Annotated in this window: 21 protein-coding genes and 1 pseudogene; 7 read left to right on the top strand and 15 right to left on the bottom strand. The window is 59.7% G+C overall.

The features are described 5' to 3' along the window. Nucleotides 1–663: 663 nt before the first annotated feature. Complete coding sequence (locus B0O95_RS12950) at nucleotides 664–1,167, bottom strand: ProQ/FinO family protein (protein WP_233203360.1); 504 nt, start codon at nucleotides 1,165–1,167, stop codon at nucleotides 664–666. Between B0O95_RS12950 and B0O95_RS16675 the strand changes: the two genes are divergently transcribed. After that, on the top strand, nucleotides 1,060–1,434 hold the full coding sequence (locus B0O95_RS16675; protein WP_233203363.1) for a hypothetical protein: 375 nt from the start codon (nucleotides 1,060–1,062) through the stop codon (nucleotides 1,432–1,434). The two genes, B0O95_RS12950 and B0O95_RS16675, sit on opposite strands and share 108 nt — an antisense overlap. Before the next feature lie 140 nt (nucleotides 1,435–1,574). On the opposite strand, the gene B0O95_RS12945 is transcribed toward B0O95_RS16675, so the two are convergent. The 3 genes from B0O95_RS12945 to B0O95_RS12935 all read right to left on the bottom strand — a co-directional run bounded on the left by B0O95_RS12945 (nucleotide 1,575) and on the right by B0O95_RS12935 (nucleotide 5,165). Next, complete coding sequence (locus B0O95_RS12945; RefSeq protein ID WP_104078249.1) at nucleotides 1,575–2,684, bottom strand: NADH:flavin oxidoreductase/NADH oxidase; 1,110 nt, start codon at nucleotides 2,682–2,684, stop codon at nucleotides 1,575–1,577. 138 nt (nucleotides 2,685–2,822) lie between these two features. Continuing rightward, a complete protein-coding gene (locus tag B0O95_RS12940) occupies nucleotides 2,823–3,422 on the bottom strand; it encodes a TetR/AcrR family transcriptional regulator (protein WP_104078248.1) in 600 nt (199 codons plus the stop codon). Between the two features lie 282 nt (nucleotides 3,423–3,704). Beyond that, on the bottom strand, nucleotides 3,705–5,165 hold the full coding sequence (locus B0O95_RS12935) for a DegQ family serine endoprotease (protein ID WP_104078247.1): 1,461 nt from the start codon (nucleotides 5,163–5,165) through the stop codon (nucleotides 3,705–3,707). 2,002 nt (nucleotides 5,166–7,167) lie between these two features. Here B0O95_RS12935 and B0O95_RS12930 point away from each other — a divergent pair. After that, the gene (locus tag B0O95_RS12930; protein ID WP_104078246.1) at nucleotides 7,168–8,964 is read left to right on the top strand and encodes a pyridoxal phosphate-dependent decarboxylase family protein; all 1,797 of its coding nucleotides are present in this window, start codon (nucleotides 7,168–7,170) and stop codon (nucleotides 8,962–8,964) included. Between the two features lie 631 nt (nucleotides 8,965–9,595). Here the strand turns inward: B0O95_RS12930 and B0O95_RS12925 are convergent. The 5 genes from B0O95_RS12925 to B0O95_RS12905 form a co-directional block, all read right to left on the bottom strand. Beyond that, nucleotides 9,596–9,871, bottom strand: a complete 276-nt coding sequence (locus B0O95_RS12925) for a hypothetical protein (protein ID WP_104078277.1) — start codon at nucleotides 9,869–9,871, stop codon at nucleotides 9,596–9,598. 272 nt (nucleotides 9,872–10,143) lie between these two features. Then, a complete protein-coding gene (locus B0O95_RS12920) occupies nucleotides 10,144–11,043 on the bottom strand; it encodes a LysR family transcriptional regulator (RefSeq protein WP_104078245.1) in 900 nt (299 codons plus the stop codon). A 426-nt stretch (nucleotides 11,044–11,469) separates the two neighbouring features. Further along, nucleotides 11,470–12,246, bottom strand: coding sequence for an SDR family NAD(P)-dependent oxidoreductase (locus tag B0O95_RS12915; protein WP_104078244.1), 777 nt, complete (start codon nucleotides 12,244–12,246; stop codon nucleotides 11,470–11,472). Between the two features lie 104 nt (nucleotides 12,247–12,350). Beyond that, entirely contained in the window at nucleotides 12,351–18,278 is a 5,928-nt protein-coding gene (gene uvrA, locus B0O95_RS12910; RefSeq protein WP_104078243.1) for an excinuclease ABC subunit UvrA, read from the bottom strand. Between the two features lie 148 nt (nucleotides 18,279–18,426). Next, the gene (locus B0O95_RS12905; protein ID WP_233203354.1) at nucleotides 18,427–18,666 is read right to left on the bottom strand and encodes a sugar ABC transporter permease; all 240 of its coding nucleotides are present in this window, start codon (nucleotides 18,664–18,666) and stop codon (nucleotides 18,427–18,429) included. Between the two features lie 620 nt (nucleotides 18,667–19,286). Here B0O95_RS12905 and B0O95_RS15645 point away from each other — a divergent pair. Continuing rightward, nucleotides 19,287–19,511, top strand: coding sequence for a hypothetical protein (locus B0O95_RS15645; RefSeq protein WP_146064076.1), 225 nt, complete (start codon nucleotides 19,287–19,289; stop codon nucleotides 19,509–19,511). Between the two features lie 54 nt (nucleotides 19,512–19,565). Here the strand turns inward: B0O95_RS15645 and B0O95_RS12895 are convergent, their stop codons facing one another. Both B0O95_RS12895 and B0O95_RS15640 read right to left on the bottom strand, forming a co-directional pair. Then, nucleotides 19,566–20,108 (bottom strand): GNAT family N-acetyltransferase, encoded by a 543-nt coding sequence (locus B0O95_RS12895; RefSeq protein ID WP_104078240.1) that lies wholly within the window; start codon nucleotides 20,106–20,108, stop codon nucleotides 19,566–19,568. 195 nt (nucleotides 20,109–20,303) lie between these two features. Continuing rightward, nucleotides 20,304–20,618, bottom strand: a complete 315-nt coding sequence (locus B0O95_RS15640; RefSeq protein WP_146064075.1) for a hypothetical protein — start codon at nucleotides 20,616–20,618, stop codon at nucleotides 20,304–20,306. A gap of 169 nt (nucleotides 20,619–20,787) precedes the next feature. Between B0O95_RS15640 and pip the strand changes: the two genes are divergently transcribed. Further along, nucleotides 20,788–21,768 carry a prolyl aminopeptidase gene (pip, locus tag B0O95_RS12885; RefSeq protein WP_104078276.1) on the top strand — a complete coding sequence of 327 codons (981 nt, stop codon included), beginning with the start codon at nucleotides 20,788–20,790 and terminating at the stop codon, nucleotides 21,766–21,768. A gap of 30 nt (nucleotides 21,769–21,798) precedes the next feature. On the opposite strand, the pseudogene B0O95_RS16665 reads toward pip, so the two are convergent. After that, nucleotides 21,799–21,965: pseudogene (locus B0O95_RS16665) on the bottom strand (type II toxin-antitoxin system RelE/ParE family toxin); the annotation flags it as partial. A gap of 159 nt (nucleotides 21,966–22,124) precedes the next feature. Continuing rightward, a complete protein-coding gene (locus B0O95_RS12875) occupies nucleotides 22,125–22,766 on the bottom strand; it encodes a hypothetical protein (protein WP_233203352.1) in 642 nt (213 codons plus the stop codon). A gap of 458 nt (nucleotides 22,767–23,224) precedes the next feature. Here B0O95_RS12875 and B0O95_RS15635 point away from each other — a divergent pair, with 458 nt between their 5' ends. Continuing rightward, nucleotides 23,225–23,797 carry a hypothetical protein gene (locus B0O95_RS15635; RefSeq protein ID WP_146064074.1) on the top strand — a complete coding sequence of 191 codons (573 nt, stop codon included), beginning with the start codon at nucleotides 23,225–23,227 and terminating at the stop codon, nucleotides 23,795–23,797. On the opposite strand, the gene B0O95_RS12870 is transcribed toward B0O95_RS15635, so the two are convergent. Further along, nucleotides 23,764–24,315 (bottom strand): NADPH-dependent FMN reductase, encoded by a 552-nt coding sequence (locus tag B0O95_RS12870; RefSeq protein ID WP_199180515.1) that lies wholly within the window; start codon nucleotides 24,313–24,315, stop codon nucleotides 23,764–23,766. The genes B0O95_RS15635 and B0O95_RS12870 overlap by 34 nt on opposite strands. Before the next feature lie 326 nt (nucleotides 24,316–24,641). On the opposite strand from B0O95_RS12870, the gene B0O95_RS12865 reads away from it, so the two are divergent. Next, nucleotides 24,642–24,830 carry a hypothetical protein gene (locus B0O95_RS12865; protein WP_104078237.1) on the top strand — a complete coding sequence of 63 codons (189 nt, stop codon included), beginning with the start codon at nucleotides 24,642–24,644 and terminating at the stop codon, nucleotides 24,828–24,830. Between the two features lie 206 nt (nucleotides 24,831–25,036). Beyond that, complete coding sequence (locus B0O95_RS12860; RefSeq protein ID WP_104078236.1) at nucleotides 25,037–25,396, top strand: DUF3564 family protein; 360 nt, start codon at nucleotides 25,037–25,039, stop codon at nucleotides 25,394–25,396. Nucleotides 25,397–25,408: 12 nt separating this feature from the next. Here the strand turns inward: B0O95_RS12860 and B0O95_RS12855 are convergent. Next, nucleotides 25,409–25,882, bottom strand: a 474-nt coding sequence (locus tag B0O95_RS12855; protein ID WP_199180514.1) for a lysylphosphatidylglycerol synthase transmembrane domain-containing protein, incomplete at its 5' end; no start/stop codon positions are given.

The following is a 25,882-nucleotide window of genomic DNA, read 5'->3' as shown; positions in this document are numbered from 1 at the left end:
GCGATGTGGCGTCAGCGCCTGTTTGCGTTAAGCCGTCCGATTGTTGAAAATTTCTAGTACTGGAGAAATTTGCCAGGGTCCTTATTGTCGGGTCCGACGACCAGGTCATGATCGCCCCCTGAAGAGCCCGAGGTGACGAATGAACGCGTGGCTGTCCTTGACGCGATGTGGCGTCGGCGCCTGTTTGCGTTACACCGTCCGGTTGTTGAAAATTCGCAGCGTTGGAAGAATGAGCGTGAGAAAAAACGTTGAAGGGATTCATTAAAAAGCAAACAGCGTTGCAGCTGCGTTCTCCGGTGGACAAACTAGAGCATATTTTGCTAAGCAACGCCTTTACGAGTACGTGTTACTACGAAACGGGTTCATGGCTAACGCACTATCTACTGTTGCCACCCTTAACAAAGTAATTTACCCATACAAATCATATAGGCATCCATATAATAATATGGATGCCTATATACTGACAGCAAGCTTATGCATACCTTGCATGTTTACCTTTACAAGGTAAACATGCTAACTACGCCGTTGCGTATCACGATGCAGGTGTGTTCGGGCACGGCAACTAAACAACAAGGCTCCGTGGTGTAGTCAACGCCAACCGCTCGTGCACGTCATTATACGCATCGCTGCTGCACTGGCGCAGCAGCTGGAATCTACCCGGCCTCACTCCAAATTTGTCTTCTGGTCCTGGGTCGTTCCATACGCTTCGGGCGAATGAGCGTCCCGGCATTCCATCTGCTGCGCGTCCACCGATGCGTGTGCGGACGGCTGCTGCGCCGGCTGCGCCGACGTCTTTGCTATCCGCGCTTCGTTTGACAAGCATGCCGCGTCGGTCTTCGCCTCAGCACGTTGTCGTTTGACGCCGCCATGCGGATGCGAGCGCCGCGACGCCAGCCAGCGCGCGCGCGCTGCCTGCGGCGCCGAAACCTCACCAACAGGATTGCCTTGCAAATCGACACGCGCAGCATGTTCGACAAGGCAATTCCAGTAACGATTACCCTGACACCACGTCGCGATCGCATCCTTGATCTGCGCTTCGGTCAGTCCAAGCTTTTTCGCATGCTGCATCGCATCGATATGAATACCGAGTTTGAGCGGCAGCTTTGGTTCGGGTTTTTTAGGAAAAGACTTTGGAAAATGCTTCTGCAAGCGCCAGATCGCTTCCACTACCGGATCGACCGGTTTGTTGCTCTGTGCAACGGGCCGCTGCTGGCCGCCCTGCCCGGTTCGTGCCAGCTTTGCATGATAAGCCGCAGATTGTTGCTTGCTCTGCTGCTTGCCTTGTTCGGCATGCTGCGGCCCGCCTCGTTCCGTACGCTGCTTCGCCTGCTCAGCACGTTGCTGTTTAGCCTGTGCAGCGAGTTGCTGCTTCAGCGCGGCAAGTTGCTCAAAACCCATGTTGCTTGTTATTTAAAAGGAGTCTACCCATTGTAGCAGTTCGTCTTTAGGCGCAAGAGACTATCGTCGGTCATGAAGCCGCGTGCGGCGGCTACGGCGTACCCGAATTGGCGCTAAATAAGTCCTCGCTACGCTCAATCACCGTAGCACGCTATCGCGGCACAAGCATGCAGGTTTCACGCGGCCTTCTCCGACGCCTTGTAGCGTTCAAGCCAGTGTGCATATGGTGCGGGCAGCGTCCACGCTGGCCGCTCAACACCCAGTTGACGAGCGGCGTAATATGGCCAATGCGGATCAGCCAGGTGCGCGCGACCGACCATCACGAGATCGAGTTGCTCATTGGCAACCACCCGTTGAGCAAGCTCTGGCGTATCGATGCCCCAAGCCGACGCCACTGGCAATCGCGCTTCGCGGCGCACCCGCTCCGCAATCGGTGCTAGAAACGCAGGCCCCCATGGAATGCGCGCTTGCGGCGTCGAAAAACCGATTGTCACGCTCAACAAATCGAGCCCTTCTTGCTTGAAGCGCTTCGCAAGTTCAATCGACTCGGCAAGGGTTTGCTCATCGCGGCCGTCGTACTCGATTACGCCAAAGCGCGCGGTAAGTGGCAATCGCTCCGGCCATACAGCACGCACCGCTGCCAACGTCTCAACCAGGAAACGGCCACGGTTTTCGGCACTGCCTCCATACGCATCATCACGCTGGTTGGAATGCACCGAGAAAAAGCTCTGCGCCAAATACCCGTGCGCAAAGTGCAACTCGAGCCACTCAAAACCCGCGTCGAGCGCACGTTTCGCGGCTGCAACATAGGCGGATTTCACACGCTCGATCTCGTCTAGCGTCATCGCACGCGGCACCCTCGGCAGACGTGCTCCGAATGGGACAGCCGATGGCGCAATCGTCTGCCAGCCACGTGGATCGTCGTTTGCGATGTGATCATCGCCCTCCCATGGGCGGTTCGCGCTTGCCTTGCGGCCAGCATGCGCGAGTTGGATACCCGGGATCGCGCCGGCTGCCTTGATCGCCGCCACCGACGGCTCGAATGCCGCGGCCTGCGCATCGGACCACAGACCCGCGCAACCTGGCGTAATACGCCCTTCGGGCGACACCGCGGTCGCTTCCGCAATCACCAAGCTCGCGCCACCCCGCGCGATACTTGCCAGATGCACATGGTGCCAGTCGTTCACGACCCCTTCGTTGGCCATATACTGGCACATCGGCGGTACTACAATGCGGTTGCGCAAGGTGACGTCTTTCAGCTCAAACGGTTCGAATAACGCGGACATGAAAACTCCTTGATTACGTCAGAAGTGCCGCACCAGGTACGGTACACGATAAGAAACCAGCTCAATTAGACTGGTCGTCTACAAACTCACTCAAAAAAAAGTAATGTCCAACACTACGCGTTGCCGCGCCCGGCGCTGTCATTCTGCAGACAACTGCAGCATGCGCCGTGTCATTGTCATCGCCACGTCCAACGCAGTGCCATCGCGCCGAATCTTTTCCAGCAGTGTCGCGCCGAGCCACAACTCGTACAATGTCGCAGCAGTTGGCTGCGGATCAAGCTCCACCTTTAACGAGCCGTCATCAATGCCCGCCGCAATGCAAGCTGCGAGCCGCTGCACGATCTGGTCGGTACCTCGCCTGAGTGCGTCACGCATCGCCTCGGACAGGTCGCAGACTTCGGCGCCAAGCTTGACCGCAAGACATTTGCCATACGGGTCACCGCTCGCTTGCATCGCCTGCCAATCGGCCCAGTAGCGCATCAGCCGCTCGGCAGCCGTTCCCGACGTGCGTTCAAACAGATTGTCAACGCGATCGGTATAGTGAATGAAATAAGCATCCAGTAGCGCCTCGCCAAATGCCTCTTTTGAACCAAAATAGTGGTAAAACGAGCCCTTTGGCACGCCAGCAGCCGCCAGGATCTCGTTCAGGCCCACGCCGGAAAAGCCCTTGCGAAGCATAATGGGCGTGGCCGTGTCAAGGATATGTTGCCGCACGTCGGCAGCGGTACTTGTACTCATAAACGTAATCGTAGCGCTTAGTAGACCAGTCGTCTAGAACAGGCCACTTGGCTCTATATTTGCATTTGCGCCTCGGCTGACGTGTAAGACGGCCCTTCCAGCAATCTTGCAAATCGCGTGCCAAAGCGCCGGCTCAATAGCGGTACCGAGAGATTGCGCGTGCTCACGTTGCTGTCCCGGGCTCCGCCGTGCGCGGCGCATCGACGGCGACGAGCACGGCCCAGGCGGTTGCATTTCCAATTCGCACCACGGCCGGCCCTGCAACCATGGTGTAGGGTGGGTTCAGCCGAGGTCAACCGGTATAAAGATTTGTGCGTTGTCGCGCTGCACCAGCAATGCAACACTGCTACCGGCACGCGAGATGCTTGACGCGAGTTGAGCGGGCGTAGTCACCGGCTGGCCGTTCACCGCCAGGATGACGTCGCCAGGCTGCACGCCGGCTGCTGCTGCCGGGCCCGCCACATCCTGCACCAGCAGGCCGTGAGCCTGCACTGCGCGTTGCTCCTGCGGCGTCAATATGCGCACCGCAACACCGAGTCGACCTTGCGTCGCGCCTTGCGCATCATTGGACCCGCCCTCGTCGTTTGCGAATGCGCCCAGTGTCACATTCACGTCCTTCGTGCTCCTGTCCCGCCACACCTGCAGTTTTGCAGTCGTGCCCGGTTGCATCGCGGCGATCTGCGCGGGCAGTTCCGATGAGCTTAGCACCGGCGCGCCATTGACCTGCAAGATCACGTCGCCTGCCTTCAGCCCGGCCTTCGCGGCCGGTCCACCAGGCTCGACCGAACTGACCAGCGCACCCTGCGGCTGCTTTAGGCCAAACGAGTTTGCCAGCGCCTGGTTCACTCCCTGCACCGACACACCCAACCGCCCACGACGGACGTGACCAGTCTTCACTAGCTGGTCTTTCACACGGATCGCCTCATCAATCGGGATCGCGAATGACAGACCCTGGAAACCACCGGTCTGAGAGTAAATCATCGAGTTGATCCCGATCACATCACCCTGCAGATTGAACAACGGCCCGCCTGAATTGCCTGGATTCACTGGCACATCGGTTTGGATAAACTGCGTATAGTTTTCGTCCGGCAGCGCACGCGACTTCGCGCTGATGATGCCCGACGTCACGGTGTTGTCAAAACCATACGGCGAGCCGATCGCGACAACCCACTGACCGACCTTGCTTTGCTTTGGATCGCCGATCTTCACCACCGGCAGGTTGCCCGCGTCGATCTTGAGCACCGCCACATCGGACTGCTTATCGCTGCCCACCACCTTCGCGCGGAACTCGCGCTTGTCGGTCAGTCGCACGGTCACCACGTTCGCACCGTCGATCACGTGCGCGTTCGTCAGGATATATCCGTCCTTGCTGATGATGAAGCCCGAACCCAGGCTGCTGCTCGGCACCTCCTGCCGCGGGCCGAGGTTGCCGCCGAACCCGTAGAAGCGGCGGAAGAACTGGAAGAACGGATCACTCGGGTCGATTGGCAACGGTAGGCCGCGCTGCGCGGCCTGCCGCACGATATGCTTCGCGCTGATGTTGACGACCGCCGGGCCGTACGTTTCAACCAGCCCGGAGAAATCGGGTACGCCGGTCTTCGCGGCAGCCTCGGCCGGCATCAGCGGAACTGCATGGGCCGATTGCACAGGCTCCATGTCCTTGTGCCCAGCGACGTACCCGGCCGATAACGCGACCACCACCGCGACGGCAACGGCGCTACGCGACAAGATTTTGGTTTTCATCGATTGCGCTCCTCGTCGGAATGACTGCTACGATGCCTGTCAGAATAAGAGCGGTCGCTTAAATCTGTCTTAAAATCCGCCCCTTTCAAGGTGATTAAACACCACGTGCCGCCTTGATGACACGCGCGGTTAAGACATGCCGTTGTGCCACGCATCCGGCAACATAGCCTTTCTTCTTGGACACATTCGGTCCCCGCATATTTCAGTTCATGGCAGATTCTAACCGCAGCGGCAATCACGCTCAGCACGTTATACGCGAGTGCCACCACGCCGAAGGCTAACAGCGCCGCGCGCGGCTAACTCGACGAACGAATCTCGCTGCTAAGATCGGCCACAGCGGCACTCGTGGGCTTCCATTGCCTGCGCTGTGCCCATGATCCACGCCCTGCTTCTGCCAACTCCGCTTGATGTGCCAACACTGCTCGCCGCGCTTGACGGTCGTGACGGCACCAACCGCTCACTCGGACGCCGGCAGCTTGCCACCGATGATGATCTCAATGCGATCCGCGCATGGCCGACACGAAAACTACGTTTAAAGACTACCGCAAGGAACCCAAACAGCCCAATATGACCGGTTGTATTACCGCAGCCTTTCGCCGCTCCCGCGCACCGTTACGGCATTGCACAATATATCACTAGAGGACCTAGATTGTGTTTGCATTCAACGGAGAGCCCTCGTAGTACGTAAAAATCCCTTTCTTGATGATATTCCTATTCGATCCACATATTTTTAAATAGTTTTCCTGGCCTCATTATTACGAATTTAGCGCATCCCGACGCAACAGAGGGTTCATTGTTTCATTACAGTTATTTTTGGAGATGAACATGGGACAACTTCATCGTTAAACTTAAATTTTTGACGGTTTGAATAATAGCAAGAAGCTTGCATTTTTCAAGAAATGGCCTATAGTGATTCTCAATTTATTAACTCAACCTCCGATCGCGCAGTTAGGCATGGTGTTTGCGCATAAGCTAAATCATGTTATGAAATTATATACAAGATCTTGATTAGTATTAGATAGGCTAAGGCGATAGGTTGGAGTGCGACAAGCGTTTATTCCAGCGTTTGCTGTTACGAGCCAAGGTGCAGTCTAGACGAAACTGCACTCAGCTAATCAGCCTTGGTCAACTGTCTGAAACCGCATTTGGACTCAACATGCATCCTATTTTTCTTGCAAAATCACCCGCTGACCCAGCGTATCAACCGTCGGATAACACTTTCGAGCCTTTACGGTGCTTTACACCATCCTAGTCAGCGCGTGTTCCTGCCCCCGGCCTTGATCGCAGCGTGCCCTCCTACGCGGAGATAATGACGATGGCAATCTCTCCGCTTGCATGCCAAATCATTAACCGCTTAGACCTGATATCCCTTATATAGTCAAAGCTGAAATTTCCCATACGCTGTATCTACGAAACAACGAGAATCCGTATGGCACCCAATACAAGCGCTATCCTAGTTTTTGCAAAGATTGTTTTAGTGGTCTTCCGGAGGCTTACCTCGGATTGGTCGAGGCAATTGACCAAAACTGCGATGCTTCTCCACCGCTTCTACACACGTCAAACATTGTGCTCACTCCGAGGGCCGCGAATGCACTCGAGCAAATATTCAAGGCATTTTTTGAGCCCGGCGTTGACCGTGTCGGGCACGTTACTCGCCTGGTGGCCCAGCGTTGGCCAACGGCCACGCTATGGGGTATTGATTCTTCTTCATCCATGTTATGCGAGGCTTGCGTCGTTAACAACCCGCAGATTTGATCTGCTTTTCGTAAATTCTTTGTTGCACTTGCTGGGCCAGCAGCATTTGCTGCCAATCTTGCTGTCGTACGTGCGATCAGGGGGCAGTTGGCATTGCAGCTGCCCGATTGCTTCGATGAACCGTGGTACCAGTTGATGCTTAAGGTATAGCGCATAAGCGCCTGCGATACCACTATCCGGCTCACCAGAACGGACGTACCCTATTTCCGTTCCGGCGCAGGTTTGTTGTGACAACCATGGCTTAACTATGAATAATCCGACAACACCTGGCATTTTCCATCAGCTTGACGAGCCTGATCTCATCACTAAATGGCGACACCTGTGGCCGCATCCGGACAACCAGAGGGTCATCCGCGAAACACTTGGTGCTCTGCTGGATGACTATTACCATTGGCACGCACGCTGGCAGCCGTCCAGCACGGCGGCATCACCCGCAGATGACTCGCTTGTGCACCGCTCCGTCATCTTGCTGCGTGAATTGTCGCAACGATTGCAAGCGGACTCCATGCCATGGCCTGCATCTGGATATCTGGCGCACATAAACACAGATGTGTTGCTGCCTGCAGAACTGGCCTATTTTGCCGCAATGCTCTACAACCCCAATAATGTTACGCCGGAAGCCTCGCCGGTGACTACATCATTGGAGTACGAACTAAGCGATGACTTTTGCAACCTCTTTGGCTTTGACCCAGAGCACGGCTGGGCACATCTTACATCGGGTGGCCATGCTGCGAACTATGAGGGGATGTGGATTGCACGTAACTTGAAATGCATTCCATTAGCTATCGCTGAAATGCCGGAGTTGGCCAGATTGTTGGAAGATAACGATCTCGATCGGCTTTGCAATCTTCCGCCGGCCTGTATCGCACAGCTGCTTACCCAGGCGGCTGAGCAAGGTCAACTAGATGTCTTGCTGGCGCACGCCCGCACGTTACACCTTCATCCTTCTCTAGCAGGTGGCCGAATCCTTGTTGCGCATGGCCGCCACTACGCGTGGGACAAATGTGCAGACCTGCTAGGGCTAACGCTTGAACCTATCGAGGTAGATGCGTCAATGCGAATTGACGTCGAGCATTTGCGCCGCCGCCTGTTTGCCCATCTGCAGGCCGCGCATCCCATTGTTGCCGTCGTCGCCACGGTAGGAAGCACTGGTGAAGGCAGCGTTGACGAGATTCATCGAATCGTGGCGTTGCGTCAAGAATGCGAACAGCGCTTTGGAGCTTCATTCTTTCTCCATGTCGATGCCGCTTCTGGGGGGTACTACCGAAGCTTGCTCCTGTCGCCAACTAAAGGCGACGACACATCCTTCGCTTCCACCATATCGGATCAATCAGCAAAGCTTAAACCCGAAGTAGCGGAGGCGCTGCGCGCACTGAATTGCGTTGACGCCGTCACCGTAGACCCGCATAAGTGCGGGTATGTCCCTTATCCCGCCGGATGTCTAGCGATGAGGGAGCGTCGCTTTTCGTGGGTAATAGCCAGTCAGATCAAGTATTTTGGGCAAGCACAGTGTGGACATATGGATTTCGGCCCCTATACGCTCGAGGGTACACGTCCAGGAGCGGCAGCGGCGGCAGTATGGACTGCGCATCGTCTGCTCGGCCTAAATTGGGATGGTTATGGCGCGTTGCTAAGTGGAAATTTATGTACAGCTTCCCGTCTTCATCATGCATTGAATGCCTTGCCGCCTCTTTCAATTGACGGCTATGCACACCGGTTTCAGAGTATCTATCGCCCTGACTTGAGCATCATAAATTTCTGTGTGCGTCCTATAGAGCGAGTAGAATCGGTGGAACAGCGCATTACCTTGCTTAGCGAGCGGATAATCGGAACCCCGCAACAGCGACATGCTAGAACGGAAAATATGCCGTGGTTTTCTTGCAACCGGATGGCATTGCAGCAGATCATGCCAGATGATAACAATTCGACATGCGAGACTACGGTAGTGCGTTGCTGCGTCATGAAGCCGGTTACGAACGAGCAATTTCCGGAGTTTTGGCACAACAGCCTCAAAAAGATTTTGGAGCGAGTCAAAGGCAAATAATTTGAGCCGCCTTGACAAGTTTTTCATCATACCTTTTCCAGCATGCTCTCAAGCCGATATTCGTTGCCGCGTCAGGTGATTGCTCTGACAAATCCGTGTGCGATATCGGCTTTGGCACAGGATTCACCACAAAAACCTTTCTGAGCATTAATATAGCACGTTACGTCGAAATGCGTAAGAGTCCTTATTTGATGCTATTTATGCACGCGACGAATCGGAATTTCAGAGTGTCGGCTATCCATTTACAAACTATCTCTGTTTAGCATTCGTGACAGGTACGATCGTTGTAATGTACTTGGCACCTCTTTTGTGTATTTCTACGTATTTTATCCTATCTGGCTTGGAGCACTGTTTATCGTCTACCATTTTCTGGTAATTTTTAAATCATTAACCGATTAGATAGACGTGACAAGATTTGTCTCTTCATGAGCATGAACACCTGGCTCAAGCCCTTGTTGTGGATCGTCGTGGTGACTGACATAGCCGGTGGGCTAAATCTTTGATGCAACGTCATCAGGCAAGCTTCGCAGCAATTGCTTTGACAATAAGACGGCGCGCGGGCTGGTGATCGCGGCGAGTCGCTTGCGTCCACCCACGACAGCGTGCGCGTGCAGACAAGCACCGGCCAGCGCTACTTGCCAAGCCGCGCGCGCAGCGCCCGCGCCGTTTCCAGCAGCCCTTCGTAGCCCGAACGCGCATGATCCGGCAGATCCGGATCACCGACCAGCGCGCCCAGGGTCTCGATCAGGCTGTACAGGATACCCTTGGCTGCGCCGGCTGCGATATGGCCCGACGAAAGCTGTGTATCCACGTGATTGAGCGCGGCATCCAGATGATCAACATCCGGCCGCTCGCCACGCGCGCCTGGCGACGACGACTGCCCACCAGGGCTCGATTCTTCCCGCATTCCGTTCTCCTGCTCAAGGATCCGATTATCCATCCCGCCTATCGTCCCCTCTTGGAAAGACGTTGGCGCGACGTCGGGACTCCGACCTGACGCTTAAATCATAACGCTTATTCACGATATCATATTGGCTCGATACACAGAATACGGCAATGAGTCAGCGTTCAAGGAGTTCGAGCAAATCGCTTTTTTGCTCGTCGTGATGTTTGGGCGGATCTGTTTCGCCGTGGTCGTCTACGGGTACAGCTCTGGGACGCGGCACGCGGTACGCGCGGTCATCGAGGCACGGCCTCGTCCAAGCCTAGTGCCTCGGACAAAAAATCGATGAAGGTGCGCACCTTCAGCGTCATGTACTTGCGGCTCGTGTAGACCGCGTACACGCGCGGCGAGAACAGCGCATAGTCTGGCAGCAGCCTGAGCAATGCGCCGTCATGCACCTCATTCGCGACAATCCACTCCGGCAGGTACGCCAAGCCTAGCCCCGCCTTGACACATTGCAGTGCCATCGACGTGTCGTTGGTCTTGAGCACCGCGCGGTTCTTGATGGTGAACCGCCCACGCGGCCCTGACAACTCAACCCTGTCCAAGTTCGTATAATTGGGCAGCACAATCCGATGCGCCTCGATGTCGAGCGGCTCGCGCGGCATGCGATGCCGGGCCAGATAATCGTGTGCGCCCACTAGCAGGAACGGCACTTCGCACAATGGCCGCACGATCAGCGACGGCGACGGCTCGGAGGTGGCGCGCAATGCCATGTCATAGCCTTCCTGCGTTAGGTCGACAAAGCGATTCTCCAGTCGCAGGTCGATCAACACATGGGGAAACCTGTGCTGGTAGGCCGCGACCAGGTCCGCGAATCGCCGCGTCGCGAACCAGCCCGGCGCCGAGACTTTCAGCACACCCTGCGGCTGGCTGCTCTGTACGCCGAGCGCCGCTTCGGCGGCCTGCAGAATGTCCAGTGCCTCACAGCATTGTTCGTAATACACGCTGCCTGCCTCGGTCAGACTCATCTGACGCGTGGTTCGGTTTAGCAACCGGACATGAAGTTCACGCTCGAGGCTGGCGATATGCTTGCTTGTCATCGCAGTCGAGATATTCAAGCGCTCAGCCGCCTTCACAAAGCTGCCCGCTTCGGCGACTTCACGGAACACTCGGATGCTGGTGAGTCTGTCCACGCTGCCCTTCCTATTGATAAGACCGACGCGCGGATGATAGCGGGTTCTGCGCGGCACCGTCGCCGGCTAGCCGAACGGGCGCACGTCACGAGATCACCGGCGCCGGTGTGCTGAACGATCCTACGGCTTTCGCCGATGCTACATCGAACGGTAGGGAGCGCGGCGCATTAACCGCACTTACGGCTTACAGAGAAGGTTAATGATCGTTGATGTTCGATGACGATTGCGCTGACGAGCACGACAATCCAGCAGCCGCCAGCGCCCGGCCCCTCGGGAAGGCTTGGATTATCGGGTTCAGGTAGCCATCTACTGGGCGACAATCAATGATGCCGCCAGGACACACCTACGACGCACACCGGATCACACCGGGTCACGCCGAAGCGCTGCCTGAGCCCTCAACCCTCGCGCATGATAGGGAAGGGATTGTCAGTGGAAAGTGAAACCGCCGTCCACATTAACCGATTGGCCTGTGACGTTCTCCATGGTCGCAAAGAATACGGCGAGCCTGCCCATGTCCTCCGGTGTCTGTGCACGGCCTTGCGGAATCAACGTCGTTTGATGACGCGACCATGATTCCTCCATCGACTCTCCGTCGTTTTTCCATTCGTCGGAGAGCCGATCCCACATGTCGGTCCGCACGATACCTGGGCATATCGCGTTAACTGTAATACCCTCGCGGACCACCTCTTTCGCCAGCGCATTCGTAAAACCAACGACCGCGAATTTTGAAGCACTGTAGTGGGCAAGATTCGGAAAACCTTCCTTGCCCGCAATCGATGCAACGTTGATGATACGTCCACGCTGCTTCGACTTCATGTAAGGTAGTGCCGCCTTACAACCAAGGAATGTACCCTTTGCGTTGACATCCATCACGAAGTCCCAGTCCTTTTCACTCAAATCGGAGACGGGATGGATATTGAGCACGCCGGCGCAATTCACGACGATGTCGAGTCCGCCAAGTTCGTCGATTGCTTGCGCGATCATGGCGTCAACCATGGCGGACTGCGTGACATCCACCTTCCTTGACGTCGCACGACGCCCCAGCGCCCGCAAAGCGGCTATCGTCTCCGCCATTGGTACATCGAGCAAATCGGCCACCATCACGTCGGCGCCAGCTCGCGCAAGCTCCAATGCAATGCCGCGTCCAATTCCGCGCGCCCCTCCTGTGACCACAGCGACCTGACCCTGCAACGGTTCACTCATCTCACGTCTCCTTCAAAGTGTGTCCTGTCTGTCCCGGACCGCCTAGGGCCATTCGCGCGGCATGCAAAGCGCGTCAGCCATCAGCGGATGGGCCGCCCATCCGGTCAACCCGTGCGGCGATCGCCGCACGAGACGTCGTGCTGTGGCGCCCGCTGGCGTGCAAGCACCGGTGCGAGCGCCGCGCCGGTATGGCTGTGCCGGACCTTTGCAAGCGCCTCGGGCGCCGCGGCGGCCACCACCGTCCCGCCGCCGGCGCCGCCTTCCGGGCCCAAGTCGATGATCCAGTCCGCCTCGGCGATCACATCAAGGTCGTGCTCGATCACGACGACGCTGTGCCCGGCATCGACGAGCCGGTGCAGCACGTGGATCAGCTTCGCGACATCGGCCATGTGCAGGCCAACCGTCGGCTCATCAAGCACGTATAGCGTATGCGGGACGCGCTGGCCGCGTCGCGCGACGTCATCACGGACCTTGCTCAACTCGGTGACGAGTTTGATGCGTTGCGCCTCGCCCCCGGACAACGTCGGCGACGGCTGCCCCAGCGTCAAGTAGCCCAGACCCACGTCCTTCATCAACTGCAACGGATGTGCAATCGATGAGATCGCGCCAAAAAACTCGACTGCCTCGTCAATCTCCATGGTCAGCACGTCACCGATGCTGCGGCCGTGCCACGTGACAGCCAGCGTCTCCGGATTGAACCGTTGCCCGTGACAAACGTCACACGGCACCTTGACGTCCGGCAGGAAGCTCATGCCGATCGTGCGCACGCCCTGTCCTTCGCACGCTGGACAACGGCCGTCGCCAGTGTTGTACGAAAAGCGCGATGCCTGGTAGCCGCGCGCCCGCGCCTCCAGCGTCTGCGCAAACAGCTTGCGGATCGCATCCCAGACGCCAATGTACGTAGCCGGACAGGAGCGCGGCGTCTTGCCGATCGGCGTCTGGTCCACTTCCAGCACCCGATTGATGCCATTCCAGCCAGTAATCGACTCACAACCGCGCCACAGATGACGGACGCTGACACGCGGGCGGGCGTCGGCGCGCGCCAGCACGCTCGTACGTCGAGCGCGTGCCGACGCGTTACCGGCGTCACCCTGCGCCGCTTTGCGCGCACGACGCTCCGCCGGCGATGACAGCACCGAGCGCCCGACCGCATCGAGTAGGTTCGCCATTAGGACATCGCGCGCGAGCGTCGACTTGCCGGAACCCGATACGCCCGTGATCGCGACCAGCCGCGCCAGCGGGATCTCGACCGTCACATCGCGCAGGTTGTGCAGCGACGCACGTTGCACGGTCAGCCAACGCGACGGCGCCGTGTGGCCGGCCGCATCGACAGCGCGTCTCGGCTGCAACGGGTGCACGATCGGCTGCGCGAGATAGCGGCCCGTCAACGACCGCGGGTCTGCCGCGATGTCGGCGACATGGCCGGACGCGACAAGCGTGCCGCCGCGCTTGCCGGCACCGGGCCCGATGTCGATGATGTAGTCTGCGCGCCGGATCGTGTCCTCGTCGTGCTCGACGACGACCAGCGTGTTGCCCTTCTCGCCGAGCTTGCGCAGCGCGTCCAGCAAGATCCGGTTGTCACGCGGATGCAGTCCGATCGTCGGTTCGTCCAGCACATAGCACACCCCTTGTAGGTTGCTGCCGAGCTGCGCGGCAAGGCGGATGCGTTGAGCTTCGCCACCGGACAGGCTTGGCGCCGCGCGATCCAGGCTCAGGTAGCCCAACCCGACCTCTTCGAGAAATTCGAGCCGACTTTGTATCTCGCTGACGACATCGCGCGCAATCTCCGCATCGCGCCCACCCATCCGCAATTGACTGATCCAGTGCCGTGTATCCGATACTGTCCACTGCGCGACGGCAACGATGGGCTGACCGGCAAACGTGATCGCCCGCGACACGTCGTTCAGCCGCGTGCCGCCACAATCCGGGCAAGGTTTGTCGCCGACGCCTTCGGGCTCTTGCTCCTCCGAAGGCAGCGTTTGCTCACGACCACGATCATCACCGCCAACGACCGTGTCATCGAACGCGGCGCGTTGCTCGCGAGTCAGGTTTAAACCGGTACCCACGCATGTTGTGCACCAGCCATGCTTGCTGTTATACGAGAACATACGCGGATCCAGCTCGGGGTAGCTGGTGCCACACACCGGGCATGCGCGCTTGGTTGAGAACACCTTGATCGCACCAATATCAACGCCCGAGCCGCCGCGTGTCATGCCGTTGAGTAGGCCATCCAGCGGCGCGAGCACGTGCATCACACCCTTGCCCACCTCAAGCGTGTCCGCGAGCAGGCGCCGCAACTCACCTTCGTGATCCGCCGACACGACCAGATCGGCGACCGGCAATTCGATCGTATGCTCGCGGAAGCGGTCCAGCTTCGGCCACGGATCGACACTGACAAACGCACCATCAACACGCAGGTGGGTATTACCCCGTGCCTTCGCCCACTTGGCCAGGTCTGTATAGACGCCCTTGCGGTTCACGACGAGTGGGGCGAGCAAGCCGATATGCTGTCCCTTGTAGTCACGCAGCAACTGTGCAGCGATCGACTCGATGCTCTGCGACGTGACCGGCGTGCCGTCATGCACGCAATGCTGCACGCCCAGCTTCACATACAGCAGACGCAGGAAGTGCCACACTTCGGATGTCGTCGCGACCGTGCTCTTGCGGCCGCCGCGCGACAACCGTTGCTCGATTGCGACGGTCGGTGGAATACCATACACCGCGTCGACTTCCGGCCGGCCCGCGGGCTGCACGATCGAGCGGGCATACGCGTTCAGCGACTCGAGATAGCGGCGCTGCCCCTCATGGAACAAAATGTCGAACGCGAGCGTCGACTTGCCTGAGCCCGACACCCCGGTGACCACGTTGAACTTACCGTGGGGGATATCAACATCGAGTGACTTCAGATTGTGCTCGCGCGCGTTAACGATCCGCACCGCCTGTTCAGTGCTCGCGCGTCGCACCCGCGCCGCTGCCAATGCCGTTTGCAGCGCGACGCCGGCGGCAGCGGCCTCGCCGGTCAGATACGGCACCGACGACTCGTTCACGCCATGCGGACCGGACAACGCCGCACCGGCGCCGCCTGCCTGCAATGCCCGATCGTATTGCAGCAGCGCCTGACCCGTGGGCGACTGCGCGCAGCGCTTCACCTCTTCCGGCGTGCCACTGCACACGAGCTTACCACCCGCATCGCCGCCATCGGGACCGAGATCGATCAGCCAATCCGCCGCACGGATCACATCGAGATTGTGCTCGATCACAATCAGCGAATGACCACGCTCGAGCAGCTTACCGAACGCGCGCATTAGCTTCGCGATGTCGTCGAAGTGCAAGCCGGTGGTCGGCTCGTCGAACATGAACAACCGTGCCGGCACGGTGCCCGCACCCCGGCTCGGCGCGGTCTCGGCGAGAAAACCGGCAAGCTTGAGCCGCTGCGCTTCGCCGCCGGACAGCGTCGGCACAGGCTGCCCGAGTTTCACATATTCGAGCCCGACGTCGATGATCGGCTGCAACACACGCAGCACTTCCGTATCGTTGGCGAACAGCGCCGCCGCCTCGCTGACCGTCAACTCCAGTACGTCGGTGATCGACAGGCGGCGCGACGCGCTGCCCGGCGCCGTGCGCTCGATCTTCACGTCCAAGACTTCCGTGCGATAACGCTTGCCGTCGCAATCCGGGCAGCGCAGGTACACATCGCTGAGGAACTGCATCTCGACATGCTCGAACCCCGAGCCGCCACATGTCGGACAGCGCCCGTCCCCAGCATTGAAACTGAATGTGCCGGCCGTGTAGCCGCGCTGCAGCGCGAGCGGCGCCTTGGCGAACAGCTTGCGGATTTCGTCAAACGCGCCCACATAGCTGGCCGGGTTCGACCGCGCCGTCTTGCCGATCGGTGACTGGTCCACGAACACGACGTCGCCCAGTGCGTCGGCGCCGCGCAGCGCACGATAGGCGCCCGGCGCGTCAGTCGGCTTGCCAAAGTGGCGCGCCAGGGCCGGGTGCAGCACGTCCTGCAGCAGCGTTGATTTGCCGGAGCCGGACACGCCTGTCACACACACCAGCCTCTGCAGCGGAATCTCGACGGTGACGTCGCGCAAGTTGTGCTCGGTCGCCCCTTCGAGCACCAGTCTTCGCGTCTGTGCATCGACGGGTCGACACAGCCACTCGGACGCATCGGCGACACGCTTGCGGCCGCCCAGATACGCGCCGGTCAGCGTTGACGCGTCGCGTACGTCAGCCGGCGTGCCGTCGTAGACGATCGTACCGCCGCGCTCGCCCGGACCAGGGCCCATGTCGATCAGGCGGTCGGCCGCAAGCATCACGAGCGGATCATGCTCGACAACCACCAGTGTGTTGCCGGCGTCGCGCAATCGCTGCATCGCCTCCACGATCCGGCCGAGGTCGCGCGGGTGCAAGCCGATGCTAGGCTCGTCCAACACGAACAACGTATTGACCAGCGACGTGCCCAGCGCGGTCGTCAGGTTGATCCGCTGCACCTCGCCGCCGGACAGCGTGCGACTCTGCCTGTCCAGCGTCAGGTAGCCCAGACCGACGTCGCACAAGTAGCGCAAGCGGGTCCGCACTTCGGCCAACAACAGCTTCAGTGCATCGTCGAGCAACAGACTCGGCAGCGTTAGCTCGTCGAAAAAACGGCGGATGCGCTCGATCGGCATCAGCATCAGGTCATGGATCGTCAAGCCGGGCAACGCTTCGAGCTGCGCACGCGTCCAGTCAACGCCGCGCGGCATGAACCGCTGCTCGCGCGGTAACACCACGTCCGCGTTGGCTTGCGTGCCGAGCCGCCACAGCAGCGCGTCGGTCTTGAGCCGTGCGCCGCCGCACGTGTCGCAGGGTGTATAGCTGCGATACTTCGACAGCAGCACGCGGATATGCATCTTGTACGACTTCGATTCCAGATAATCGAAGAAACGCCGTACGCCATACCACTGCTGCTGCCAATCGCCGTCCCAATCCGGCGAGCCGTTGATCACCCAATCGCGGTGCTGCGCGGACAACTGCGCCCACGGCGTGTCACGCGGGATGCCCGCGCGCGCCGCGTAACGTATCAGGTCGTCCTGGCACTCCTTCCACGCGGGGGTCTGCATCGGCTTGATCGCGCCATCGCGCAGCGACTTGCGCTCGTCCGGGATTACCAGCCCAAGGTCGACGCCGATCACGCGGCCAAAACCACGACACTTGTCGCACGCGCCATAGGCCGAATTGAACGAGAACAATGCCGACTGCGGCTCCGCGTAGCGCAAATCACTATCCGGACAATGCAGGCCGGTTGAGAAGCGCCAGGTCTGCGCGGGCACGTCACTGTGCTCAGGCACCTGCACGTCAACGCGGCCGCCGCCGCGCTTGAGCGCCGTCTCGATCGCCTCCACGACTCGCGCCTTGTCAGCGTCGTGCACGCGGAAACGGTCCGCCACGACGTCCAGCAGCTTACGGGAACCGGACGCGGTGGCAACCACGCGCTGCGCATGCACGCGCGTATAACCGCTTGCTGACAGCCATTGCTCGACTTCCGCCTCCGTTGCGGTATCCGGCAGTTCGACCGAGAACGTTACGATCACCCGCGGATTGCGTTCGCGCGTGCGTTCAACAAGCTCCGCGTAGATCGTCTCGGGCGTATCGTGGCGCACCCGCTGCGCGGTCTGCCGGTCAAACAGTTCCGCAGCACGCGCATAGAGCAACTTCAGATGGTCGTTCAACTCGGTCATCGTGCCGACGGTCGAACGTGAGCTGCGCACCGGATTCGTCTGGTCGATCGCGATGGCCGGCGGCACGCCATCGACCCGGTCCACTTGTGGCCGGTCCATGCGGTCTAGGAACTGACGCGCATACGCGCTGAAAGTCTCGACATAGCGCCGTTGCCCTTCCGCATATAGTGTGTCGAAAACGAGGCTCGACTTGCCGGAGCCCGACGGTCCGGTCACCACTGTCATCTCGCCCGGATACAAGTCGAGGTCGAGGTTCTTCAGGTTATGCTGGCGCGCGCCACGGATACGGATTGAGTTCGAGGAAGACAATTTATCCGACCATTTTAGGGTATTCCCCGATACTGTACACGCATACAGTACTTTTGTCTTCTAGGATCGTATCAGCGACTAGCATGACGGACCGCGCTAGACGACAGATCGTCTCACTCGCCGTGCTGGGCGATGGGATCGTCGCGCCTCAATGGGCGCGATCGCGCGTGCTCGGACACACCATGCCGAATTGCGCTTGCGGCACGCTGCGCATGATGACGACCATCGCATCGCCCACGCAGTGCGGGGCGAGCTGCAATTGCAGCGCCGCCCGTGCGTTGCGGTTGTGGATCGAGACTGTGTTGAGCCCCAATGCCGCCCCGAACGCCGCATGCAACGCACGGCGCGTCGCAACGAGGTCCCGCAACGCGACGCTGACGTGGAACAACACCGACGCGGCGGATCGCGATAGCCGGGATTCCCTACTGCACCATACAGCCGCGCCAGTCGGTCCACCCCCTGCAATATCCGTGGCATGCCGTTCAGTGGCGTGACTCCTGCGTAATTTCATTTTGACATTCCCGGATGGCGCAGCTTGCACGCCGCTCCAAATTAACTTATCGAGGACATCCAGACTTGCATCCGCCTGCGCCGCACCACGACCGACGCGCCACGCAACCGCTACCCCCGTCACATGTGACATCGATGAGACAGGCGGCCGCCTGCGCCCAGCATCACGATATCGTCTCGCACGGTCCACGTATACCACGTGCGCATTCTGATCGACACGTCGGATGCCCGTGTTCGCGCTGACGTTATGCGAGTGCCCATCGAGTCCATGCTGCCATTGCAGTACGCCAGCCCCCTATGCGTCGAAAAACTCCGGCGCGTGCATATAAAAACGCCAAGAGGGCGCGCGCGCCCGACACCCGACCGTGCCCCGGCGCTGACCCGCTGCTGCAACTGGCCGACATCCGGCTATGGATGTCGTTTTTACGGCAGCCAGCCGAACATTTAAACACCGTTTTTTGGCGAGTGGACAATGCAGATTCCCGCTTGGAGAACGTCATGTCTGATCTGTCCGTCTTGAAATATTCGATCCGCCATAGCGGCGAAAAAGGCCGCGAAAGGCAGCAAACACTTCACCGCCGCCTGCGTGTGCGCCGATGGCTGGACACGCTGGCGCTGACCGGCGGCGTCGTCGCAACGGCGACGATCGGCACTGGCCATCCGACGCTCGGACTGGGCCTCTATCTCGCTTCAACACTGCCCCTTGTATTCCATGGGACGTGATGCGCCAGCAACGCGATCGAAGACGAACCATGCGCTGGATGGGCGCTGCCACGCTTATGCGGCTCGGGCCAACGTGCGCCGCGCCGGCATCAGTCGCCGATCCCACTGACCAAGCATCCGTGCCGCAACCGGTGGTTTACTCAGGATGGCGCTGTCATAGCACTTGTCAGCAAATCGCATCACGTCCACGAGGCGAAATCCCTGTGAACGATAGAACGCAAGCAGCACCGCGCCGAGCCCGCGTCCCTGCCATGCCGGATCGATGCCAAACTGACGCAGCGTCGCAACATCACGCAGCCGATAGTAATCGCATGCGGACTCGACATCGCGTGCATACAACGTCATGGTGCCAATTGGCGTAGGGTCGTATGCTGCGACGAAGCAATCGCCGGCCTGCGCACGCTGCATTGTCGAGGTGACCGACTGGTCGACGCAGGCGCAGTTCAGCCCCATGGCCCCAAGGCGGGCGAATGCGCGATGCAGCATGGCAGTCAACGACACATAGGAATCCGCGCGTGGATCGAACCGTCTGAGTGTGATGCCCCGCCCGACTGTCCGCGCCTTGCTATCATCGACATACGAGCGCTGCAATGACATGCGACCTCCCACGCTGAATCAGTTGTACGAAGTCTAGAGCCCGGCTTCGCGGCGTCGCAAGCAAAAATAGCGGCGACCGTCGCCGCGACGCGCGCTATGCCGTCAGGCCGCGTGGCTACCACGGGCCGCGCGGGTGCCGATCGTGCTGCGCTCGTTATATTCGCGCCAGTAGCGATATTGATCGTTGTATTGCCGTCAATGTCGTTGCTGATCGTTATATTGACGCCAGTATCGTTGCTGATCGTTATATTGGCGCCAGTAACGTTGCCGGTCGTTGTATTGCCGCCAATACCGTTGCTGATCGTTGTATTGGCGCCAATATCGTTGGCGATCGTTATATCGGCGCCAGTACCGCTGCTGATCAAGACGTGCCCGCTCGCTCGCGCTGTCGCTGATGCGCATGCGCCAATCGTCGTTTCCGTGCTGCACGGTGCCCGGCTCCACGGCCACGCATCGAAGCGCGTACGCAAGGACCATCGCGGCCAGCAGCATCGCTCGTTTCTTGTGCACCGACATTCTCCATTGCATGGCCTATGCAGGATGTGGCACGGTAGCGCGACATCGCACTCACGTGCCGAAACGACTTCGCATGCGGCGCGCCGGCAACGCAGTGCCTAATACAAAATTCGCCAAGCCGGTTATGCTTTCAGATACATTGGCAAACCCTGGCGAACCATACATGGACAACCCAAGCAAGACGGCGCAGAAAACAAGCGATGCCGAAGGCATGCTTGACGTCGGCAACGGCCATTCGATCTACTGGCGCGAATTAGGCGATCCGCAGGCGCAGCCAATCGTCGTGCTGCACGGCGGTCCCGGCGGCGCGATGAGCTTGGGCTGGGCCGACCATCTCGATGCGACGCGCTGGCGGATCGTCTTCTTCGACCAGCGCGGCTGCGGTCGCTCCACGCCGTTCGGCGAGCTAGAGCACAACGGCATCGTGGATCTGGTGAGCGACATCGAAAAACTGCGCGAACACTTGCGTATCGAGCGCTGGGCCGTGTTCGGCGGCTCATGGGGTACGACGCTCGCACTCGCCTATGGCAGCACGCATCCGCAACGCTGTAGCGGATTTCTGTTGCGCGGCGTCTACCTGGCGCGCGAGCAGGACACAGACTGGTTCCTGTGGGACGTGCGGCGTCTGTACCCCGACCTGCATGCGGCGTTTCTCGATGCAATCGAAAAAGCCAGCGGCCAGCGGCCCGCCAGCGCGCGCGACGTACTCGCACTGACGCAGGCACCGCTGGCGCGCTTCGATGCAACCGGCATTGAATTGGCGCGCGCGTGGCATCGTTACGAAACGACGCTGTCCGTCATCCGGCACGATACGGTGCCCGGCCAGGATCCCGTCCCGGAGGACACGCAGGCACGGGCGGCCATCGCCATGGCGCTGCTCGAGCGGCACTACATGGCTGACGAACTGCCACCTTCACCGCCGCTGCTCACGCGTGTCTCCCGTATCGCCCATTTGCCGTGTCACATCGTCCATGGCCGTTTCGACATGGTCTGCCCGGCCGACCAGGCCTACGCGCTGGCGGCCGCTTGGCCGCGTGCGCGGCTGTCTTTGGTCGACGCCGCCGGGCACTGGACATTCGATCCTGGTATTTCGGCCGGCTTGCGGGAAGCAGCCAGCCGGCTCCGAGCCGACCTTGCCGGTTGACACAACGCATTCCCGCCGCCCTGCTCCTTAAATGCGAATACTGTACTGCCCAGTACGGTCGCCTTTCAGCAGTTCCAGCCGGTTTTTGACGGGACGCGCAGGTCGTTGATATTAGCTGCGCGGTGCAGCATCGCCAGCTTGCGCATTGCAACCGTTTCGACGTTGACGAACCGCGCTACGCGCTTACCAGCAAACATCGCTGCGCATACAGTACACCTATGCGCCAGAAAACAGCGAGACTTCAATCGAAGTGGATAGGTCTGCAAGTTGATTACGCGCGCAGGAAACCGGCAGCGTGCGGCGCCCCGGGAACGTAGCCGAACATTGGCCACAAACGGCACCCGCGATGGCCCATGTCAATCGCGCGGTGTCGGCGACGGCAGTGTCTCGAAGTCCCAACCGATACTGGCATACGCACGTGCGGCCCTTTGGGGATCCGACGACCGTCTGGCATCGTCGAAATCATGCGCCGGTCCGACTGTCATCGACGCCACACCATTAATTAGCGAGCCAAAGCAATTTACCGCAGCAAGATACATCTCACCCGACCTAAGATGTTCAATAGCATCGCGTCCGAATACCCTGCTTTCGACCAGATGCGCCCCCGTATGGGTTTGCGTACCGGAGCACAACCCTTTCATATTCGCAATGACCCCGTCATGCGCGTGATCCGATATGCCGATGTCCTGTTTCTCCAATAGGCCACTGATCTGTCGCACCGCGGGAGGGTAATACTTGGCTTCAGGATGCTGGGCAAAGACGGCGGCCTGGCTCGTCACGTTTCTGCGTCTTGCCATCGACGTGCGGCACGCGAGCGCGGGCAGCTCAGCCAACATTCCATCTGGCTTTGAACCGGCACGTGCCAGCCCCTGTCCCGCGACTTCACTACGTGTATTCAGCTCGTTATGAAACGACAAGGAATCCACCTGCGACGAGCCTGGATTGATCGTATTAACTTGCATGGGGGCCTCACTAATTAAACTGTCAAACAAAAGCATCTGACTTGACTGAACTGCAACATGTACTGGCTCAACAACGTCATTCAGTGCTCAATCAGGTTAGGTTTGCGTACATAAACAATATTCAGGATAGCGATCTAATATCCGTTTCAGCGAAGTCTCGACAATCTCGTGGTTATTAACTAGCATTTCTAATTAAAAAATGATGCACCGCCTTAAAAACAACGATACCTCAGATTCGGCGGACAGTTCTGCGGCACCGCGTCACCCCTGCGGCACTGCGTCACAGTATGGCGACAGCGTATGATCTATACTTCTTCGCGGGATAGGTTAGAGACCTCTGAACGATGGTCCATATACGTGATCGCATAATCATGCACGACGGCCACCTTTGCGGTGAATCCGCATAACATCCTTTCGACCAGCGTGCCATCCGCGTTTAACGTTGCTCCGCTACCAATGGATCGATAACCGGCATCATCCATGCAGAACACAGTATGCACGGCATACTCGATGTTGATGTCGTGTCACGGCAGCAAAGCACCCGCTCGGTGCGGTTCATCGCGCGCCATGCGACAGGCCCGTGCGTGGGCCTGATCTACTGCATCGGCGCTCAAGGGCTCCCGAATAACCTCACCTTTGCGGCGCCCGCTGCTGCGTCGCATCGGCATCTCACGCCCCTGTCCCGAATACTCTCACCTTCGAGATGTCGGGCCGCCTATCTGCGTCACGCTCGCCTGGTAAGGTTCGTTCGGATCTCAAATAGCCCGCGCCAATTCTTCGACTTACAGAACGTCGGCCATCATGCGACCAGCAACTACGTTGTACCCCCGGCGAGCGCTCGCCGAGCCGCCACGACCGACCAGCAGGTTGGGAACATCATCGCTGACAGCGCGGCATTGGAAAGCATGCTGCCTGGCCGCTGCCCTGGCTGGGCGATGCCGCGCGGCATCCTCGTCGCGGAAGGCGTGGAAACCAAGGCGCAACTGCACGGCGCGCCTCGGTCACCGACATGGCCGATGCGCGCAGTCGGCACTCACTTCAGCAACTTGTCCAGCCATCCGACGTAGCGATCGGCGAAACCTTGCAAGAACTGCTTCGTTCTGGCATTCGCAATGTCGCCATCGGCATTGAACGTATCGTCCTTGACATGCAGGAAGACCTCGGGCTGACCGAGCGTGGGCACATCTAGGTACGCAAGTACGTTGCGCAGCTGCTGCTGGGCGATCGCCGTACCGATCGTGCCAATTGAAGCGCCTGCCACCGCAGCCGGCTTGCCAGCGAACGAACTCTTGCCATACGGACGGGAGGCCCAGTCGATCGCGTTTTTCAACACGCCGGGCAGGCCGCGGTTGTACTCGGGGGTGAAGAACCACAACGCCTGCGCCGCCTCGATGTCACGCTTTAGCCGGCTGACCGGCTCCGGCATCTGCGCTTCCAGATCCTCACTAAACAACGGCAACGTGGCAATATCGACGAACCGGCACTCGAGCCGGTCGCCCGCCAGCCGCGTGAGCGCATGCGCGAGCTTCTTGTTCCACGAGTCCACGCGGATACTTCCGACTATTACCGCAACTTTGTAGGCCATCACGCCCTCCTTCGAACGGGTGGATAGGACAATGCACGCCCATACGGACCATCGCGCGCAACCTCTCGTCACTATAGCGGCGCTGGATGAAAGTATCGAGCAGCGCGTCCGATACATTCGGACAACACATGAGGCAGGCTCGGCCAACATTGCTCAGGCCCGCATGCGCTGCGCGCGTCAGCATGCTGCATCGGCGCAATCGCTCGTTACACCTTCAGGCGTTTGCATACAACCGTGATGTCCGCGCATGGCCGTCCTGAGCCGTTGTTCTACGGAAAGGCGCCGTCATTACGCCGGCGTCCCGACTCATTCACAGGAGAACTCGCATGGAATATGCCATCCCGGCGATTCGACGCCTGCGCGCGCTCGTGCTCACCGTAGCCGTACCCGCCGCGCTTGCCGCGTGCGTGGTGGAGCCCGCGCGCCCGCCGCAACCGGCCCCCGTCGTCGAGGTGCTGCCGGGCGGCCTCGCGCCGGGATACCATTGGTCCAAAGGCCACTACCGGTGGGACTAGGATCACTGGAAATGGGAGGACACTGGGCGCCCAATGATTAATCTTCTTGCTTTTCGCGCGTGTGGCTACGATCATTCAATTAGGGCCGGCAGCCCGCCCCGGATGATGCGCCGTGGCGCGGCCGTGCGCACCGCCCCCGTTACGCCGGATCACCGGTCACGGTCGAGATCAGACGGTGTCTGCGCGCAACCGCGAAGGAGCACACGATGCGCTTGACAATCCTAGTTAACGGTAGCGACCCGCAGGCTCGCGACGACCTCGCGGTATTGTGGCCCGATATTGACGAACGCGTCTGGTCACGGGAATCGCACAGTGGCATCGATCTGCCGTCATGGGGACGGCTGCGCGACGAGGACGACACGATGCTGCTGGGCGGCCCCGAGGAAAACGCCCCGCTGTGCACGCTGCACGGCTTGCGCTTCGGGCGCGGCGTGCGCGCCGCGATCGAGCATGGCGCTGCCGCCTGGGTCAGCACCCGCAGCGGTGAGCCCGTGGACGATCGCTGGCGCCTGCAGGCGGTCAACCACGAAGTCGAACCGGCCAAGCCCAGCGAATTGCGCCACTAACACGGTGTTGTGTCAGCGACGCTCCAACGGCACGGGAACTGCGGCAGCACGGCGCGCCCGCCGTCGCAGCCGTCGCTGCACCCGCCAATGACGGCGCAATGGCTCACCGATGGTCCGGTGTGCACGCCAGGACTCCGCAAGCTGCCATGATGCGAGCGCCAGGCCGCTGAATACGACCTCGCGCATGCGCTTGGTCACCGCCAGCGACATCGCGGTCGCCGCATCGACCCCCAGCATCTGCGCCAGCACGAGCACCGCCGCCTCTTGCACCCCGAGACCGGCCGGCACGATGAATGCGGCGTGGCGTACCGCCTGGGTCAGCGCCTCGATAGCCAGCGCCGCGCCGATCGATACGGGATGACCCAGCAGCGCCAATGCCCAATACGTTTCCAGCGCGCCGATCACGTAGCCGGCCAGTTGCCATGCGAACGCTGACGCCAACGTCGCCGCACGCGTGAGCACCGCGTCGATGCGGCGATCCAATGC

The organism is Mycetohabitans endofungorum, assembly GCF_002927045.1.
Lineage (GTDB): Bacteria > Pseudomonadota > Gammaproteobacteria > Burkholderiales > Burkholderiaceae > Mycetohabitans > Mycetohabitans endofungorum.
The sequence above is the reverse complement of the archived record's forward strand: the minus strand, read 5'-3'. Positions and strand labels throughout refer to the sequence as shown.

Bases quoted from the DNA above. Each gene is read 5' to 3' on its own strand.
- B0O95_RS16675 (WP_233203363.1), top strand. From the start codon at position 1,060: ATGCTGCATCGCATCGATATGAATACCGAGTTTGAGCGGCAGCTTTGG.
- B0O95_RS12945 (WP_104078249.1), bottom strand. From the start codon at position 2,684: ATGTCCGCGTTATTCGAACCGTTTGAGCTGAAAGACGTCACCTTGCGC.
- B0O95_RS12940 (WP_104078248.1), bottom strand. From the start codon at position 3,422: ATGAGTACAAGTACCGCTGCCGACGTGCGGCAACATATCCTTGACACG.
- B0O95_RS12935 (WP_104078247.1), bottom strand. From the start codon at position 5,165: ATGAAAACCAAAATCTTGTCGCGTAGCGCCGTTGCCGTCGCGGTGGTG.
- B0O95_RS12930 (WP_104078246.1), top strand. From the start codon at position 7,168: ATGAATAATCCGACAACACCTGGCATTTTCCATCAGCTTGACGAGCCT.
- B0O95_RS12925 (WP_104078277.1), bottom strand. From the start codon at position 9,871: ATGCGGGAAGAATCGAGCCCTGGTGGGCAGTCGTCGTCGCCAGGCGCG.
- B0O95_RS12915 (WP_104078244.1), bottom strand. From the start codon at position 12,246: ATGAGTGAACCGTTGCAGGGTCAGGTCGCTGTGGTCACAGGAGGGGCG.
- B0O95_RS15645 (WP_146064076.1), top strand. From the start codon at position 19,287: ATGTCTGATCTGTCCGTCTTGAAATATTCGATCCGCCATAGCGGCGAA.
- B0O95_RS12895 (WP_104078240.1), bottom strand. From the start codon at position 20,108: ATGTCATTGCAGCGCTCGTATGTCGATGATAGCAAGGCGCGGACAGTC.
- pip (WP_104078276.1), top strand. From the start codon at position 20,788: ATGGACAACCCAAGCAAGACGGCGCAGAAAACAAGCGATGCCGAAGGC.
- B0O95_RS12875 (WP_233203352.1), bottom strand. From the start codon at position 22,766: ATGCTTTTGTTTGACAGTTTAATTAGTGAGGCCCCCATGCAAGTTAAT.
- B0O95_RS15635 (WP_146064074.1), top strand. From the start codon at position 23,225: ATGCACGGCATACTCGATGTTGATGTCGTGTCACGGCAGCAAAGCACC.
- B0O95_RS12870 (WP_199180515.1), bottom strand. From the start codon at position 24,315: ATGGCCTACAAAGTTGCGGTAATAGTCGGAAGTATCCGCGTGGACTCG.
- B0O95_RS12865 (WP_104078237.1), top strand. From the start codon at position 24,642: ATGGAATATGCCATCCCGGCGATTCGACGCCTGCGCGCGCTCGTGCTC.
- B0O95_RS12860 (WP_104078236.1), top strand. From the start codon at position 25,037: ATGCGCTTGACAATCCTAGTTAACGGTAGCGACCCGCAGGCTCGCGAC.